Source organism: Shewanella sp. Koi 1 (assembly GCF_052907445.1).
The window spans coordinates 3,079,986-3,096,339 of the sequence record NZ_JBREJM010000001.1 but is presented as its reverse complement, the minus strand read 5'-3'; the positions used below and the strand labels follow the sequence as shown (position 1 = coordinate 3,096,339).

Sequence of the window (16,354 nt, the reverse complement as noted above, 5' to 3'; positions counted from 1 at the left end):
TGTGCAGATGATGCTTGTGCGGTAAAAAAGTGATGGAATATATGAGCTATAATGCTGATTTAGTACCCGATAGCCTTTAGGTCTTAGGAAATATCAAGATGAAACAAATCCAGTTTCGCACCATTGATGCCATATTGATCAAATTCAGTCTCAACGGAAAGTTTTGGGTTGTCTGCTCTATGGTGGCGCTGATCACCGCCGCCGTTGCACTCGTCAATTACCAACATGCCCACCGCAACCTCGAAGCCGCCTCTTTGGCTCGGGTGCAGGCGACGGTCGATGCCTTTGCTCAAGTCGCGAATGCACAGCAGTTGACAGGGGATACGTTGTCACAGTTTGCCCGTGACAATGGTTTAAGTGTTGTCAGTCGCCAAACTGAGGCACAGCGCCAAAGAGATAATGTGACCGCCAGTGCCAGCGTAGGATCCAGCGGCGCACTCGAGCTGTCGCAAAATGTTGCTCAATGGGAAAGCGAGGGGCGCAGCGATGCCAACTTAATGTTTTGGCTCGCGTTAATCGGTTTATTGCCCTTATTCCAACTCAGCTATTGGATTTCAACCTCCCTCGGTGGTGGCCTGTGGGATATGTACATGGCCATCAAACGCTTAGCCGATGGTGACTTAAGTTTCAGATTAAACTTTTTCGGCACCGATGACTTCAGCTTAATCGCCCGCGAAATTGATCGCTGCGCCGATAACATGAGTGAAATGGTAAGTGCTATTCGCAGCAATGCTCAGACGCTCTCCCTCGCCGCCGATGAGTTTAATCAACAGGCCAAAAGCAGTGGCGAGTTAATTGGTGCCCAGCATCAATTTTTAGACTCTGTGGCCGTGGCCATGGCGCAAATGACCTCGGCGATTGAAGAAGTGTCGGTCAATGCCAGTAATACCTCGCTCCAGACCAAAGATAACGCCAGCCAAATGAGTGCTAGCCAAGGACGTATTAGCCATACGGTGGACAGTATTGGGCAACTCTCAACCAAGATTGGCGCGGCATTTTCATCGGTAGAACAGTTATCTAAGGATGCGGCGGGTATCGATGCCGTGGTGACTACCATCAACAGTATTTCCGAGCAGACCAATTTGCTGGCGCTGAATGCGGCCATCGAAGCAGCCCGTGCGGGTGAGCAAGGTCGCGGTTTTGCGGTGGTTGCCGATGAAGTGCGTACCTTAGCCGGACGAACTCAACAAGCGACTGTTGAGATCCAAGCGATGATCGAAGGATTGCAATCGGGCACTCGTCAGTTATCCAATATCACTACCGAGATTGTGGATCGCGCCGATGAAGGCCGCAGCGCCATTATTGCCGTGGGCGACGATGTCGAGGGGATGGCGCAATCGGTTAATGCCGTATTCGATATGAGCAGCCAGATTGCCGCATCGGCGGAAGAGCAGAGCGTCGCCGCCCGCGATATCGCTGGCCAGCTCAATGAGATCCGCCATCAATCCGATACCATTAAACAAACGGCGCAGCGCAGTGTCACCCTAGCGCATGATTTGCAACATGCCTCGGTTGAACTCGAAGGGATCCTTAAGCAGTACCGCACTAGCTAATCTTACCTTCAATGTGGGCATTGCCAGTTTTCAGTGTGGGTAGTTGAGCAATAACACCCGATACTGAGTCTCATATAAAGCATTAGCGTATTATCTGAAAATGGCGGAAATCGTAGATTTCCGCCATTTCATTTTCGAAATACCTCAAAGCAGATAACTGAGTTGCTTAGGAGTAATTGTCACTATTCCCCCAATACTACGATCTCCTTTTATTACTAAAATATCCCTATTTTAGAGGGCCATTGTTGCAACAATGGCAATTTTAACGACCATTGAACTGTTCATCTGGCTAAAAGCTTTTGCCTCATTCCGTGTTTCGGCTCGTTAGCTCAATCGAAAATTCCCATACCTGCTGCCATATATATTCTTATCTATTTGCCTATGTTTGGCCTTACCAGAAATTGGCTAACAATGTATGGGTATACAGTCGTATTTAAATTTAGGTGTTTTGGTATGATTTTGAGACAAAATCAGTGCGCACTAATTCCATCCGCAATAAATAAAACTCTATAAAATCAGGTGAATATAGTAACTGAATTTTAGTTAATAGGTTTGAAAAACGCGCATGCGCGTTTTTCCAGATGGTGTATTTGGCAGAAAGCTGATAAGTTCTTTACATACAGATAGTTAACTGTGCGCGTTTTCACTGGTCTAACAAGGTAAACGCGCATGCGCACTAATCAAATGTTAGTTGCCAAAGAGAGATTCGAGCATGATTCAAAGTGAGAAGGATTTTATTGATTGGATTGACAGGCAATTGAACGAGGATCTTCCAACTCAAATTATTGCTTTCAATATCAACATATATGAGTCTCCTTTTAGTATTGAAATAGTTGGTTCCAGTGAGTTCGACCCTGAAGATGAAGATTGGGCATGCAACGAAGATTGGGTTCCTGAAAACCGAGTAATATCCGTTTCTAATTCAATCTTCGGTAGCTCATGGGAGAAGGCACAAGAAAATATTCTTGCAATGGCAAAGCACTATATTCAGTCCAGTTCAAAAAATGCGTACAAGCTAAAGGCGGCAAAAGCATTTGCTGTCGGCTTTGTTGACGGCAATCTTAGCTATGTATAATAAGCAACTAACAAGGAAAGGCAGCATCGCCCCTGCGGGGCTGGACCTCGCTACGCTCGGCCGCTGCTTTGGGCGTTAGCTGTATACGATGAACAAGGAAGTAATGTGGTAGAAAACTATGAGACTCAATTTGTAACTTTCATTGGGTCTGAAATGGAGCAAGATTTGGCGCATGACTTAAACCATGTATTTCGTGTTGTCAAAACGGCCAAGTTGTTGAGCAAAATTGAAGGTGCGATGCTTGAGGTTGTTTTACCCGCAGCGTATCTCCACGATTGTTTTTCATTTCCCAAGAATCATCCTAATAAAACTGAAAGCTCTCGTATTGCAGCAGATAAAGCACTGGAGTTTCTTAATGATATTGGTTATCCGAAGGAATATCACGACGCTATAAAGCACGCAATTATTGCACATAGTTTTAGCGCCAATGTTCAACCTGACACGCTTGAAGCAAAGGTCGTACAGGACGCAGATAGGCTCGATGCTCTAGGTGCAATTGGGATTGCTCGTTGCATCCAGGTGAGTACAAATTTAGGTGTGGGTTTATATGACGCAACTGACTCCTTTTGCGGTACACGTGAGCCGAATGATCGTGTGAATACGGTAGATCATTTCTACACTAAGCTATTTAAATTGCCTGAAATAATGCATACAGCGTCAGCAAAGGTAGAAGCTGAAAGGAGAATGAAATTTATGAAAGCTTACTTAATTCAGTTGGGAATGGAAATCTAGCCATACAGCTAACAAACGCCTCAAGAGGGACTGTCAACGCGTGGCGTTTCCAGTCCCATTGAGCCGCGGTGGTTTCGGTTGTTGTGATTGAGTTTAGCTTTATGCGTTGCCAGCCCCTTAGGCGGGCGTTAGGTACATAAGGAAATTCAAGTGAAAAAGTTTGGTGCATACATTCTAATCTGCTTTGGCGGCATACTCGGATTATTGGGTATTTTAAGCACCTTAACTTCTATTCCACAGTTTATGGAACTGGATATTTCTCAGCCATACAATTGGGGTTACATAGCAGGTCGAATGATCACAATTATTTTACTGTTGGTAATCGCAAAAGCATCAATTAACAAGGGTAAAAAACTGAAGACTTTGGTATCTCGCGATGCTTAGCGTACCTAACAAGTTAAATCATCGGAAAACCACTCGCTACGCTCGCGTTTTCCGCTGTTCAAAGCGTTAGGTAAGGGAAATGAGAATGAAATATCTTTTAGTTTTGGGTGCGTTATACCTTCTTGTGTCTTGTCAAAACATGGATCAGAGTGAAACAGGTGCGTCATATTCTGGCCATCCAATTATCGGGTCATGGACAATGACAAAGAATTCTTGTGAAGAGAAATATACTTTCACAGATGATGGTTTTAGGCGCGTTAAATCAAATGAGGAGTTGGTGAAAGCAAAATACGAAATTTCCGATATTTCTCCTGAAAAAGGAATATTTTTACTCAAGGACACAGTCCTTGAGGATAATGGCAGGCCAGACTGTTCAGGAAGTACAAGCGTGATGGTCGGTGATGTCGTGGAGGTTCTATTGTTTATACAGTCTGATCCGGAGCGGTTCAGTTTTTGTTTCGACCCAAATCTAGAAAGTTGTTATGGGCCATTTCTTAAGAGCGAATAATTACCTAACAAGGCAATCAAAACAGCTCCGGCCTTTTATTGCGGCGTTAGCCCTTAAGAGAGGAAAGCTCAATGACTGAGTCATGGCATAAAACTGAAACAGATTTAGATGCTGATGAATATGCTGTTGATTTCTGGTCTCGCCATAGAGATGAACTCCAAAAAGGTGAATTTTGGGCTGATCGCATAAAGAAGTTAAGAGACGATCCTGAAAAACGTTTAGCGCTAGCTATTGAAAACCTGCCTTTACCTGCATCCTTTAGAGAAGCTGCAATTGCCACGAGAGCTTTGATTAGAGACAAGCGCAAGCAAAAAATTGAATATGAAGAAGAATTGGCTCTTTTATATTGGCTTGCGGCAATCAATTCATTCTCCATCCCATATTCAGATGTATTGAAAGAGCCAGGTTACAATGTAGTTGAATCTGTTCCGGGGAAGAAGTTGAAAGGTCTTCCGTTTTCATACAAAACTCTTGGGTACAGCAAATTGGAATTGCTAAACAAAACCGATGTAAAGTGGCTTTGTGAACTTTGGGGAGAGCCAGGGGGGCATACAACATTACACGAAATGCACAATGATGTTTGGCGAGAGTACGAAGGTAAACTTAAAGCCAAAAGAACGAAACGCGATGAAGAGTTTATTAAAAGCATTAACGAGCTTTCCTCTTCTCCTGCGGCATTGCCTAATTCTTTAAACGGATCAAAAGGCAGCTCCAAAAGAAAATGGCTTTTTGCGGTAGTAGTAATAGGCTTAATACTGGCCGTTGTATATGGAGGCTAACAAGCGCATGTTGTCGGACTTGTTTTCCGCTGTGCTCCAAACCAGCCGCAAATGCGAGCGTTAACCCATAGAAATTTTTTCCGAAACAGACGCGTTAGAGTTAAAGCTTTAACTCGAAAATGTCCCTTTTCTTTTTACGTACATATCGTAAATGGGTAGTTAAAATTGGCATTGGGGCACCAGTGACCGTTGGCGACATGGCCGCTCTTTCACATCCATGTGAACGCGGCATTTACACGTCCATGCGTTGCAGATGTCGCCGTCGAGCCTATAGGGATATTTCTTGTTAAATAAAAAGGCGGCGAGTCACTGGGGAAACAATGACAATAAATTCCATAAATAGGTAAAGCGACTATTTCGCTTTGCCCATAATGCATCCGATTTTGCTGAGCTCTAAAACAAAAAAACATCGGCCTAGGCCGATGTTTTTTATATCGATTAAAGTAGTCACTCAAGCGAGTTAGGCTTCTTTAAAGGTGCTCCAAATTGGCGCGTGATCTGAGGGTTTATCAATACCGCGCAGATCGTAATCGACGTCGGATTCGACTAAACGTGCGGCCAGTGACGGCGTGGCTAAGATCACGTCGATGCGTAGACCGCGGTTATCATCGAAGCCTTTGCTGCGGTAATCGAACCATGAATAACGCTCGCTGCGGTCGGGGTGTAATTGACGGAAGGTGTCCACCAATCCCCAATCCTGCAGGGTCTTGAGCCATTCACGCTCTTCGGGTTGGAAACTGCATTTTCCGGTTTTTAGCCAACGTTTGCGGTTGACTTCACCAATACCGATATCCAAATCGATGGGCGAAATATTGATATCTCCAATGATGGCGATGTCTTCATCGTTGCTATGATTAGCGTGCAGATGCGCCATTAAGTCCTGATAAAACTTACGTTTAGCAGGGTACTTTGTCGGATGGTCGATGCTTTCGCCCTGAGGGAAATAACCATTCAACACAGTTAACGGGCGGCCATTTGCCTGAGCAAAGGTGCCGATAATCATGCGGCGCTGCGCATCTTCTTCATCGGTTGCAAAACCCTTTTGCACCTTGATTGGGGCGGCTTTGGAGAGCATGGCTACGCCATAGTGTGCCTTGCCACCGTGGTAATGCACGTGATAGCCCATGGCCTCGACTTCGGCGAGCGGGAAGGCTTCATCGTGCACTTTGGTTTCTTGCAGGCCGATAATATCGGGCTGATGGCTGTCGATTAACGCTTGCAACTGATGCAGACGAGAACGCAATCCATTGATATTGAAAGAAACGATTTTCATTAAGGGAGAACTCGTTTGAAGGGTTTTACCACAACGCTTTGGTATACGCCCGCCGCGAAGTAAGGATCGGCATCTGCCCAGGCTTGAGCCGTGGCTAACGAATCGAAATCCGCAACCACTAACGAGCCGCTAAAACCCGCATCGCCAGGGTTTTCGCTATCGATAGCAGGGTGTGGACCCGCAACCAGCAAACGACCTTCATCGGCCAGTTCCTGTAAGCGAGCTAAATGCGCAGGACGCGCCGCTAAACGTTTTTCTAAGCTGTTCTCAACATCTTGAGCTGAAATCATATACCACATTATTTGAGTTCCTTGCGTTGATCTTCGGGAAGATGTTTATAAAGGTAAAAGACGGTGATAACGGTATTAATCAGAGTTAAGGCGGTGAGGCCAAACACTTTAAAGTTCACCCAAGTTTCTAACGGCAGTCTAAAGGCGACATAGATATTGACTAGGCCACAGATGGCAAAAAAGCTTACCCAGTACCAAGTTACGTGTGCCCAAATCTTATCGGCCACCTTCATCTCTTTACCCAACATGGACTTTAAAATCGACTTGTTGAGTAGCTGGCTCACACCAAGGGCTAGGGCAAATAAAGCATAAATAATAGTGACTTTCCACTTGATAAAGGCATCGTCATGGAACACTAAGGTGAGGGTGCCAAACACTGTCACCATAGCGAAGGTAATTAGGTGCATCTTCTCCAATTTTTTGTACAGCGCATAGGTCACGACTAATTGCAGTGCGGTGGCTGCGATTAAGGCGCCACTGGCGATATAAATATCGAAAAATTTATAGACGGCAAAAAAGATAATGAGGGGCAGAAAATCAAGCAGTTGTTTCATAAATAATCGTGTTAAGAAGACGTGGGCTTGAGTGTAGCACGGGGGGCTAGAGGGAAAAAGCCGTGAAAGGTGACCGATTGCTAACTGTTGCATGAAAGCGGCGGCAAGGGCTGTTGCAATCCATGTTGCCCTTACCACTAAGTGGGCCGTGACCGATAAGGCTAAGCTTGTGCGGCACGTTTGGCTTGGGCGCGCGTGGCTAACGGGCAATCGCCGCAGCGATGACTGTTGGCAAGTTGATACCTTAAGCAGCACACGCGGCGAATATTGTCCGCGTCAGCTGCTGAGGCGGGCAGCAGATTAATGCTGTTGTAGAGTGGATTATCTTCGCCATCGTCAAAGGATTTAGTGTTAAACAGCAGCGTCTGAAGCTGTTCAAACTCAATTTCTGGCAATGCCATTTCGCCCAAATACCAGTGAATAAGGTAGCCTAAATGGCTCCAATACAACTTTGCGGGGGTTGGGCTTAAATCGGTTAATCGCTCAACGCTAGGGATTAGATGGCTTTGAATCCACTTAATAAGTTGTCGCTCGCGGGGTGGCGTTAAGACAGTGGTTTCAACTATGGCGGCTTTATCCCAAGGAGTAGGAGTTAATTGAAACTCAAAATCTGCGACTCTGCCCGAATCGTGGGGCCGAAGATAAAAATGCTCAGGCGTTATATCAATTTGCTCAATCTGCTCAATGGTGCTCGCGAGCGAGTGCGGCGCGTTAATAATCCATTCCAACATGGGCGGCACTAACAAACCGAAATACCACTGTCCCCAGAGCGAGTGCAGGGCTTTGGAATTATGGCTATGGCTGAGTAATATTTGCTCGGGAATATTTTCTGACTGGATGGGTGATGTGGATTTTCCCAAAGGTGGATAGGCCTTGGCAAAATCCAGTAAAAGCTGCTGATAAACGGCTGGCTGACTCCAAGTATCAATACTGAGTCCTTGGGGCTTAGTGGTCGCCACAAAATGCTGGGCATAAAATGGGGCGCGCAGCGCCAGTCGTTGATTAAACTCCTGAGCTACTTGAGTTAAATCCATTTGGCTCTTTGTTAAATCGAGTTCTGTTTGTTTGGTGCTCACAGTGTTTAAACTTTGCGAGCATTTGCTATGGCTGTGCTCGGTATGATCAGGTTGAATTCCTCTGGAAAGCTTAATTAAGGTCGGTACCGTTTCCCTTTGGCGCGCCATAATCACTCCTTTGGCTTGAATTGATTAAACTGCGGTGAACGCTAAGCTCACCGCAGTTTTCATTGATTAACCGCTAGTTATCGACAGTCCGCTAGAAGCGATAATCCAAATTCACGCTCACGCTGCGTGGGGTGCCATATTGGAATTGGCTATATTGCCCTACTTGGCTGTAGTAGGTTTTATCCAAGGCGTTGTGCACGTTGGCGCTCAGCTTTAGCTGCTCGGTAAAGGCATAACTTGCCATTAAGCTTGCCAATGCATAGGAGTCTTGCTCAACCTCGACTCTGCCTAAGGGCGAGTTCACGGTTTGATAGACTCGGCTTTGCCAATTGACCCCAGCGCCAAGCTGCAACTTGTTCCAATCGCCGCTAAAGGTATAAGTGGTAAAGAGTTTTAGCTGCTGGCGAGGGGAAGTGGTGTTGATGCGATTGCCCTTAGGATCGTCGGTGCTGAATTGGGTGTAGCCGAAGTAGATATTCCAGTCATCGGTGATTTTGCCCGTGGATTCAAACTCAAAGCCTTGGGTCTTAGTGCCGTTAACCTCTCGATACACTGGAATAGTGGTGCCCGGCAACACATCGCCAGTGCGTTCGCCAACATTATCTTGGCGAATTTCAAATACCGACAACGACATATCTAAGCTTTCATCCATCAAGCTGGCCTTAATGCCCGCCTCGTAGTTTTTGCCTTTGACGGGATCGATGTAACTGGCATCGATGCGCTGCAAGGTTTGCGGCGCAAAAATATCCGTATAACTGGCGTAAAGCGAGTATTGCTCGCCGAGCGCGTAGGTCAGGCCAAAATAGGTGGTGAGCTCATTGTCGACCTTAAAGTCATACATGCTGCCAAAGTTATCTTGGTCGGTTTGCCACTGGTTCAGGCGCAGCCCCGCAAGCAATGCCAAGGCATCGGTCAGATTAAGCTGCGTGGCCACATAGGCGGCGCTTTGCTCGGTTTCACCGAAGGATCCCGTGGTGTGAGTCTCTTTCCACTGCGGTTTTGGATACTGGAAGTTAGGATCGCGAAAATCACCCAAGGGCGGCACGGCGGCCGTAGGATAATAGTAAGGGTTGGCAAACTCTTGGCGCTGACCCGTCCAGCCAAAGGTGAGTTGATGTTCTTGGCCAAATAGGGCAAACATTCCCTGCGCCCGTAAGTCGAGGTTATGTTGGGTACGGCTACCATCGACATAGGCGATTGAGCCTGCAGTTGCGCCTATGTTCGTTACCGGATCTGAATAACCTGTAGCCCATAGCACATCGTATTTCAGCGAGTTATCGCCGTAACTGTAGGTGCCTTTCAGCTCCCAACCGTTATCAAAACGATGTTCAAGGCTGGCGAAGGTATTAAGCCCTTGAGTATGCGCCGAGGCCCAATCGGGGGCGGTAGAAGTGGCGCGATCGTAATGTGTACGGCTGCCATCACTGTGGAACAGCGGGAGCCCGCCGGACATAGTCGCTTCGGGCGTGGTGTCTTGATAATCCACGCCTAAGGTCAGCAGTGTGCTGTCGGTAATATCGGTTTCAACAATGCCATAGAGGGTGGTGCGTTGCTGCTCGTATCTGTCTTGAAAGGATTCTTTATCCTGATAGGCGGCGACAACCCGGCCACGGATGCTGCCACTGTCATTTAAGCCGCTGGATAAATCGACCATACCGCGCAGATTGTTCCATGAGCCGACACTCACTGAGGTGCTGCCCATAAATTCTTGCGTCGGGCGTTTACGAATAAGGTTAATCGCGGCCGAGGGATTACCCGCACCTGTCATTAACCCTGTGGCGCCACGGACTATTTCCACGCGCTCGTAGATGGCGGTATCGATAAGGTTATCGCCGTAGTTAAAACGGGTGTCATAGGTGGTGGGCACGCCATCGTAAAGAATGCTAGTGACCGCAATTCCCCGCGAGCTGATGCTGTATCTGTCGTTGTCCATTGGCCGAGCATTGATGCCTGCTACGCTAGTCATGACTTCGATGACGCTGTTTAGTTGTTGGTCATGCATCATTTGACTGGTAACAGAGGTGACGGATTGCGGCGTCTCTAAATAGGACAAATCTAAGCCCGTTGCCGTGTTCATCGCTGGTGTTTTGTAGCGATTGTCGTGGAGATCCTTAGCGCCAACGACATTAATGATTTCAATGTCTTTGGTGGATTTTTTCTGGGTATCGCTGGCATCGGCATAAGCATAGGGCATGCTGAGTATGGCACTGCAGAGAATAAGCTCAGGGCGTGTGATGGCGAGTTGGCAGTGCGCCGCGAGACGGTTGAGGGGGAAGGTTTTCATAATAATGATCTTAAATTCCATTTAGGCTGTTTGATTGACTAGGTTGTGTTTGGGCACAGACGCGTGCCCAGAGTGGGCGTAAGGCCCACTCAAGGTTAAAAGTGATTTAGGGTTTGGGTATAAGCTTCTGATTTCCAAAGGCATGGCTTTGCCTAAAGGCGGCCAGCGGATTAACAATTTCGCCCGCAAAGTGCAGATTTTTTTCCCTGTCGGCAAGGTCAATCATCTGCTGGTTGTTATTGAGCTGAATGCGGTTCAGGCAAGTGCGGACGAAGCTGTCTTTAAAGAGATCGTATCGTGCAAATTTGTCCGCCAAGTGAGGATGCTGCGCTTGATAGTCGCGCACATTGTCTGCCACAAGCTCCCAAAATTGCGCTTCGCTGACCTCGGCCTGCTTATCCAAAATTGGCGCTAAGTAACGGAAAATACAGTCAAAAATATCGAGCAAGATATAGTTGAGCTTCATCTCTTCCTCAAGCTCGACCGCAAGGCGCTGCACTTCTTGCGGCAGTGGCTCGCTGCCGTTGAGGACTGCGACTTCTTCGCCGATATCCTTCATCAATATTTTGACCGGGACGCCAGCATCGAGCACTAAAATCAGGTTCTCGCCATGGGGCATAAACACCAGATCGTAGGCAAAGAAGGCGTGCAGTAATGGCGATAAGTAGAGGTTGAGATAGCGCTTAACCCACTCCTTGGCGCTTAAGCCCGAGTGCGTGATTAAGGCGGCAAGCAGGGCTTGCTCCTGATGATCGACGTGTAATAACGCCGCCATGGTCATCAGGGTTTGCTGCGGCTCAATGTGCGGCAGCGGACTCTCGCGCCACAGCGCCGACAGCATTTTCTTATAGGCGCTATCTTGGGTGAGCGCCTCTTCGTAATACCTGTGGTGATAACCAATTGCGGCGATTTCTTTTAGGAGCACAAAACCTTGCTCGGCAAAATAGCTGTCGTTTTCGATAAGGTCGGCCACCCAAGCGTTGATCTGCGGGGTGCAGCTCATATACAGCGGCGAAAGCCCGCGCATAAAGCCCATATTTAAGATAGAAAGCGCAGTTTTGACGTAGCATTTTTGCGGCGCGCTTAAGTTAAAGAAGGTGCGGATCGATTGTTGAACTTGATAGCAATCTTGGCTTTCGCCGAGATAAATAATGTCGCCACGGGCGATTTCGCCGGCAAAGGTGCGGGCAATTTTTTCGCGCCACTGCCAAGGATGAACGGGCATAAAATAAAAGCTATCGGCCGCTTGCCCCAGTGCACTTAAATGTTGTTGAAACTCGGTGAACTGTTCGCCAAGCTCCTGTTTTAACAAGTTATCATGGTCTAATCCTTCGAGGGCGGAGAAGGTGGTTTTGTCCTTACGCACCGCAATCCACACTAGCTGAAGCGCGCTGGCACTCTCGGGGGCAAATTGGTAATAGTCCTGCATATCAAAACCAATACGGCCATTATTGGCGATAAACACTGGATGCCCCTCGGTCATGCCCGCCTCAATCGTTTGATAATCGGCCTTAGCGAGTGTCGCGGCGGGGATAGCTTGATGGGCCAACTTGTAGGCCTTGCTGTAGAGGGTGCTGGTGATTTCCTCTAGGTAAGTGGGTAACAAGGTTTCACTCATGCCCAAGGCATCTTTCAGTTGGATAATCAAACTCATGGCATCGAGTGGCTTGTCTTGGCCCGCGCTGCTGACTCGAATCGATCCGCTTTCTATCTCAAGGTGGTCGAGCTGATAATGGCGCGCACTGAAGTAATAGGTGCAGTCCTTGAGCCTCAGTTCATAGTGATTGATGCCTGCCGCTTGGCGATAAATTTGTGGGGTGATGATCTTCTCATGGGTAAATTCGCAGAGGATTTTCTTCACTAAATGGCGATTGGCCGCCTGCCAATATTCCGGCATTAAGTGGGCGGGGACGTGCGTGTGGGCTGCGGCCTCCAGCGTGGGGAATTCGGCTTGGGTGAATGGCTTGAGTAATGCGCGGTTAGTGGCTAAGTTCATCGGTTTACCTGCAAAATGATAGGGTTAACAGCGGTTGTGTGGGTCGCATGAGTTGCTTGAGTTGCTTGAGTTGCATGAGTCGCTTGGGATGCAGTGCGCGGCATAAAAGGTGTGCTGGTCTTTTGCGCTAATTGGCGACTCTCGGCGCTACAAAAACCGAGGAATGCGGCTTTGCTGTGCAGTTGAATGGCTTTTTGGTAGCGGATCCCAATTTGGCTATTTAAGCGGTGGATCTTGTGGTTTTGCTGATCCGGCTCGACCACCATTCGTTTAAAGGCGAGCTTGTCGAGAATAAGCTCGGCAATAGCCAGCATCACTTGACTGGACAAGCCATGAACAGGCTTGCCCTCAAGCGGCGCGAGGATGAGGTGCATACCGCAATCGAGCCGCTCCACGGCGTAATGCTCACCCACTTCATCGTGGGCGGGATCGTATAACTCCACCATAAACAGCGGTTTGGCTTGCCATTCACCGATCAGCGCGAGCTTGTGCTCGCTTGGCGCCATCACTTGAGCAAGTGCATCGAGACTCATCCCCCGCATCCCCCAAAAGCGGGCATAGTCTTGATTAAACCAGCGCTGCAACATAGACAGGTGTTGCGGGAGATTGAGTGGTTTAAACACAAACTCATCAATCACAATGGGTTTTGAGAGTGAGAACGCACAGTGGCGACTCCATTGGCTGGTCATTATTGCGCCTCCTTGTTTGGCGCCATCAATACCGACACACTGCCGCCCGAAGGACTTATCCGCAGTGCGGCCTGTGGCTCACAATTACTATTTTGTGTAGGTGGCGCCGCCGAAGATAGTGGCTTGCTTGGTATGGCTTTTGTAGCCGAATAGGTGCTCGTGGGCTGGTTTTGCCGTGCGCGGAGCTTGGTTGGATCAAAGGTTTGGAAGGCGATACTGTCTTCAATCGGATAGGGCGCGTAACCTAAAACCGCTTGCAGAATCATCGCATTGCGATAGCAGCCCATGCCCAGATCTGGTGAGCTGATGCCATGGGTATGCAGGCCCGCATTTTGGATAAAAATATCGCCCCTGACATCGATGCCATAATCCCGTTGAATGGCGAGTTGGCCGCGATCATCAAATTCAATTTGTGATTTAATGCCTTGAATAAATTCGGGTAAACGATATTGATAGCCAGTGCCTAAGACGACGGCGCCCGTCTGTTGCTCGAGGGCATATTCCTGTTCGAGGTGGTTGAACTTGAGCGTTAGCGTGTCGCCCGAGGTCTCTATCTTATCGAGCGCCACGTTGGTCAGCAGTTGGCATTGGATATCGCTGACTAAACGTTTTTGGTAAAGCAGGTCATAAATATCGTTGATTAACTCGGCATTGATCCCCTTGTAGAGGGATTTTTGGTTCGCAATCAAGCGACTGCGCTTTTCTGGCGTCAGTTCGTGGAAGTAATCCACATAATCTGGCGAAGTCATTTCTAGGGTGAGTTTGGTGTATTCAAGCGGATAAAAGCGTGGCGAGCGGGTCATCCAATTTAATTGATAGCCATAGGTATCAATATCTTGTAGGAGATCGTAAAAGATTTCCGCGGCGCTTTGACCACTGCCGATCACGGTAATGGCGCTTTGGCTCTGCAGGTAGGTTTTTTGCTGCACATAGCTGGCGCTATGTATCACACGGGGATCGTGTAGCGGGCAATTGTCTGGCACATAGGGCGTGGTGCCCGTGCCGAGCACCAGTTTGCGGCACAAATAGGTTTTGGGCTGGCCGCTGCGTCTATCTACACCCGTAACATGGTAGATACCTTCACCGGCGTTGTAATCGAGTTGGGTGACCTTAAAACCGAATCTCAGGTTGGAAAGTTGTTTGCTAACCCATTGACAATACTGGTTATACTCATTCCGTGGCAGGAAAAAGTTTTCGCGGATATAAAAGGGATACAGCCTGCCAGTTTGCTTGGCAAAATTGAGGTAACTATAACGACTGGTGGGATCTGCCATGGTCACTAAGTCGGACATAAACGGTGTTTGCAGCCGAGAGGCGCTGAGCAGCATACCTGGATGCCAATCAAACTCGGTTTTGGTATCAAGAAACAAACAGCTAAAGCCATCGATAGGTTCACTCAGGGCGGCCAATCCGAGATTGAATGGACCTATGCCGATACCGAGTAGATCGAAAATCCTGCGATCGTTTTCCTTTTTTTGGGTAGTCACTTACGCCTCCTTAAGTTCCAGCTGCCAACCGAAACTGTGGTTGTCATCATCGGCTGATGGGCAAGTAGGAGTGGTTCTCTCTATCTCAGCCGAGTGAGTCATTCCCTTATCTTGCGGATCAGGATCGGTTCCATGTGTTGCGCATAAACTGAGGATTAGTGCGTTAGCGCAACGGCGAATAAATTAGCATTCGAAAAATTACAAATGCAAACCATTCTCATTTGTGAGTTATCGGATGAGTCGTACTTTTGACTGGGAAATAAAGGGCTGAAATACGGTTTGTCAGCGAAGCAGCTGCCGTAGCATAAAATGAGTAAAACACTTCTTTAAGAAAGTTCTTTAAGAAATATTCAAATTAAAAACAGTGAATTACAGTTAAGTTAACGTCGGATTTATTTCGGAGTGCCAGCATTGCGGGACGCAGGTTTAAGCAACGAAAGTGTGAGTCAATGTTGAGTGTAAATCGACTGTAAATCCGATTCTTTGACTGGGTTATTAGGGAGGATTTAGGGCAAAGCGGAGAAGGGCGACATAAAAGCCATTTGGGAAAATGGCTTTAGCGGCATTAAACACGGAGGTGAGTTTAAGGTAATTGCACAAACGCGGCGGTTAACTTTCGAACTAAGGGTAATACTATCAGTAAGGTTGGGAAGGCCACTGCCCATGAGATCCCCCACGCACTCAGCCAAAGCTCAACAAATTGCGCCGATGCACCGACACCGTTGAAGGTACTGATCCCTGATACTATGCAACTCATTAAAATTGATAGAAAAAATGGCATAACAACCGTAGCGTATTTGGCGGGTAATTTGGGAGTACCAAAAATCGTACGGTTTTTATTAGGTACAGAATCTAAGCTGGACATGGGGGCCTCAATCGGATTTGCTCTGGCGAAAGAATGTATAGATTAGGCTTAATCATTAAAACCTTAAGCACAACGGATTTGCCATTCTAGAGACAAAGTGGCCTAAAAGCCATTGACGCTTAGACATGATTCACAGCCTCATTAGGTAATCTCATGGTTTAGGAAGGGAGTCTAACTTAGCCTTAATCTTGCCAGTTAGTCACCCATAATTCCCCAGTGACATTGACCCAATGACCGCGGGAGATCGGTGAGGTGCCCAGTTCATTATCGAAGGGCAGGGGAAGGCTCGATTGCAATAGATACACAGTATCATCGGGCGTTTGGGTGATCTCAACAATTTGTCCCGAGGCCTCAAAGTGACAATTATGTTTAGGGAAGTGCAGACTCTGGCGGTGTTCAATGATATCGGTCTGTAGGTTTGCCTTGGCTAAGCGGCCGAAGAGTTCAACCTTAACCCACTGATTCACCGGAAAACGTTGCTTAGCCTGTTGACCGCTACCCTGATAATAAAACCATACTGGGGCGCCATTATCACATTGGGCGGCGACTTCACCTTGAAAACCACAGCCCCAAGGCGTGACGTCGAGAATATAAATTTGATACTGCATAAAAAGTCCATTTACCATAACAAAACTGCCGATGTTACCGGCGTTATATTAACATCTCTTTCGCTAAGACATGAGACTCAGCGCCCAATATAA

Annotated in this window: 16 protein-coding genes; 6 read left to right on the top strand and 10 right to left on the bottom strand. The window is 47.6% G+C overall.

The window, feature by feature from the left end:
* Nucleotides 1-98: 98 nt before the first annotated feature.
* From ACUZ8J_RS13610 to ACUZ8J_RS13585, 6 genes are all read left to right on the top strand, one after another.
* Complete coding sequence (locus ACUZ8J_RS13610) at nucleotides 99-1,553, top strand: methyl-accepting chemotaxis protein (RefSeq protein WP_011622225.1); 1,455 nt, start codon at nucleotides 99-101, stop codon at nucleotides 1,551-1,553.
* A gap of 712 nt (nucleotides 1,554-2,265) precedes the next feature.
* Complete coding sequence (locus tag ACUZ8J_RS13605; RefSeq protein ID WP_446694129.1) at nucleotides 2,266-2,628, top strand: hypothetical protein; 363 nt, start codon at nucleotides 2,266-2,268, stop codon at nucleotides 2,626-2,628.
* A gap of 105 nt (nucleotides 2,629-2,733) precedes the next feature.
* Nucleotides 2,734-3,360 (top strand): HD domain-containing protein, encoded by a 627-nt coding sequence (locus ACUZ8J_RS13600; protein WP_446694128.1) that lies wholly within the window; start codon nucleotides 2,734-2,736, stop codon nucleotides 3,358-3,360.
* A gap of 150 nt (nucleotides 3,361-3,510) precedes the next feature.
* Entirely contained in the window at nucleotides 3,511-3,744 is a 234-nt protein-coding gene (locus ACUZ8J_RS13595) for a hypothetical protein (RefSeq protein WP_446694127.1), read from the top strand.
* An 85-nt stretch (nucleotides 3,745-3,829) separates the two neighbouring features.
* Nucleotides 3,830-4,252, top strand: a complete 423-nt coding sequence (locus ACUZ8J_RS13590; protein WP_446694126.1) for a hypothetical protein — start codon at nucleotides 3,830-3,832, stop codon at nucleotides 4,250-4,252.
* A gap of 71 nt (nucleotides 4,253-4,323) precedes the next feature.
* On the top strand, nucleotides 4,324-5,031 hold the full coding sequence (locus tag ACUZ8J_RS13585) for a hypothetical protein (RefSeq protein WP_446694125.1): 708 nt from the start codon (nucleotides 4,324-4,326) through the stop codon (nucleotides 5,029-5,031).
* A 460-nt stretch (nucleotides 5,032-5,491) separates the two neighbouring features.
* On the opposite strand, the gene xthA is transcribed toward ACUZ8J_RS13585, so the two are convergent.
* The 10 genes from xthA to ACUZ8J_RS13535 form a co-directional block, all read right to left on the bottom strand.
* Entirely contained in the window at nucleotides 5,492-6,304 is an 813-nt protein-coding gene (gene xthA, locus ACUZ8J_RS13580; RefSeq protein ID WP_088212157.1) for an exodeoxyribonuclease III, read from the bottom strand.
* Complete coding sequence (locus ACUZ8J_RS13575) at nucleotides 6,304-6,603, bottom strand: YciI family protein (protein ID WP_011072939.1); 300 nt, start codon at nucleotides 6,601-6,603, stop codon at nucleotides 6,304-6,306. The genes xthA and ACUZ8J_RS13575 overlap by 1 nt, the downstream gene beginning before the upstream one ends.
* Complete coding sequence (locus ACUZ8J_RS13570) at nucleotides 6,603-7,148, bottom strand: septation protein A (RefSeq protein ID WP_011716559.1); 546 nt, start codon at nucleotides 7,146-7,148, stop codon at nucleotides 6,603-6,605. Before ACUZ8J_RS13570 ends, ACUZ8J_RS13575 begins: the two co-directional genes overlap by 1 nt.
* Nucleotides 7,149-7,309: 161 nt before the next feature.
* The gene (fhuF, locus tag ACUZ8J_RS13565; protein WP_446694124.1) at nucleotides 7,310-8,332 is read right to left on the bottom strand and encodes a siderophore-iron reductase FhuF; all 1,023 of its coding nucleotides are present in this window, start codon (nucleotides 8,330-8,332) and stop codon (nucleotides 7,310-7,312) included.
* Between the two features lie 91 nt (nucleotides 8,333-8,423).
* Complete coding sequence (locus ACUZ8J_RS13560) at nucleotides 8,424-10,637, bottom strand: TonB-dependent siderophore receptor (protein WP_446694123.1); 2,214 nt, start codon at nucleotides 10,635-10,637, stop codon at nucleotides 8,424-8,426.
* A gap of 85 nt (nucleotides 10,638-10,722) precedes the next feature.
* Nucleotides 10,723-12,612: an IucA/IucC family protein gene (locus tag ACUZ8J_RS13555; RefSeq protein ID WP_446694122.1), complete on the bottom strand. Its 1,890-nt coding sequence runs from the start codon at nucleotides 12,610-12,612 to the stop codon at nucleotides 10,723-10,725.
* Nucleotides 12,609-13,301 (bottom strand): GNAT family N-acetyltransferase, encoded by a 693-nt coding sequence (locus ACUZ8J_RS13550; RefSeq protein WP_446694121.1) that lies wholly within the window; start codon nucleotides 13,299-13,301, stop codon nucleotides 12,609-12,611. The genes ACUZ8J_RS13555 and ACUZ8J_RS13550 overlap by 4 nt, the downstream gene beginning before the upstream one ends.
* Complete coding sequence (locus tag ACUZ8J_RS13545; protein WP_446694120.1) at nucleotides 13,301-14,788, bottom strand: lysine N(6)-hydroxylase/L-ornithine N(5)-oxygenase family protein; 1,488 nt, start codon at nucleotides 14,786-14,788, stop codon at nucleotides 13,301-13,303. The genes ACUZ8J_RS13550 and ACUZ8J_RS13545 overlap by 1 nt, the downstream gene beginning before the upstream one ends.
* A gap of 583 nt (nucleotides 14,789-15,371) precedes the next feature.
* Nucleotides 15,372-15,653 carry a DUF2798 domain-containing protein gene (locus ACUZ8J_RS13540; RefSeq protein WP_446694119.1) on the bottom strand — a complete coding sequence of 94 codons (282 nt, stop codon included), beginning with the start codon at nucleotides 15,651-15,653 and terminating at the stop codon, nucleotides 15,372-15,374.
* Nucleotides 15,654-15,835: 182 nt separating this feature from the next.
* On the bottom strand, nucleotides 15,836-16,261 hold the full coding sequence (locus tag ACUZ8J_RS13535; protein WP_446694118.1) for a glycerate kinase: 426 nt from the start codon (nucleotides 16,259-16,261) through the stop codon (nucleotides 15,836-15,838).
* Nucleotides 16,262-16,354: the final 93 nt, after the last annotated feature.

Bases quoted from the DNA above. Each gene is read 5' to 3' on its own strand.
- ACUZ8J_RS13535 (WP_446694118.1), bottom strand. From the start codon at position 16,261: ATGCAGTATCAAATTTATATTCTCGACGTCACGCCTTGGGGCTGTGGT.
- fhuF (WP_446694124.1), bottom strand. From the start codon at position 8,332: ATGGCGCGCCAAAGGGAAACGGTACCGACCTTAATTAAGCTTTCCAGA.
- ACUZ8J_RS13585 (WP_446694125.1), top strand. From the start codon at position 4,324: ATGACTGAGTCATGGCATAAAACTGAAACAGATTTAGATGCTGATGAA.
- ACUZ8J_RS13540 (WP_446694119.1), bottom strand. From the start codon at position 15,653: ATGTCCAGCTTAGATTCTGTACCTAATAAAAACCGTACGATTTTTGGT.
- xthA (WP_088212157.1), bottom strand. From the start codon at position 6,304: ATGAAAATCGTTTCTTTCAATATCAATGGATTGCGTTCTCGTCTGCAT.
- ACUZ8J_RS13605 (WP_446694129.1), top strand. From the start codon at position 2,266: ATGATTCAAAGTGAGAAGGATTTTATTGATTGGATTGACAGGCAATTG.
- ACUZ8J_RS13555 (WP_446694122.1), bottom strand. From the start codon at position 12,612: ATGAACTTAGCCACTAACCGCGCATTACTCAAGCCATTCACCCAAGCC.
- ACUZ8J_RS13550 (WP_446694121.1), bottom strand. From the start codon at position 13,301: ATGACCAGCCAATGGAGTCGCCACTGTGCGTTCTCACTCTCAAAACCC.
- ACUZ8J_RS13570 (WP_011716559.1), bottom strand. From the start codon at position 7,148: ATGAAACAACTGCTTGATTTTCTGCCCCTCATTATCTTTTTTGCCGTC.
- ACUZ8J_RS13590 (WP_446694126.1), top strand. From the start codon at position 3,830: ATGAAATATCTTTTAGTTTTGGGTGCGTTATACCTTCTTGTGTCTTGT.
- ACUZ8J_RS13575 (WP_011072939.1), bottom strand. From the start codon at position 6,603: ATGTGGTATATGATTTCAGCTCAAGATGTTGAGAACAGCTTAGAAAAA.
- ACUZ8J_RS13610 (WP_011622225.1), top strand. From the start codon at position 99: ATGAAACAAATCCAGTTTCGCACCATTGATGCCATATTGATCAAATTC.
- ACUZ8J_RS13560 (WP_446694123.1), bottom strand. From the start codon at position 10,637: ATGGAATTTAAGATCATTATTATGAAAACCTTCCCCCTCAACCGTCTC.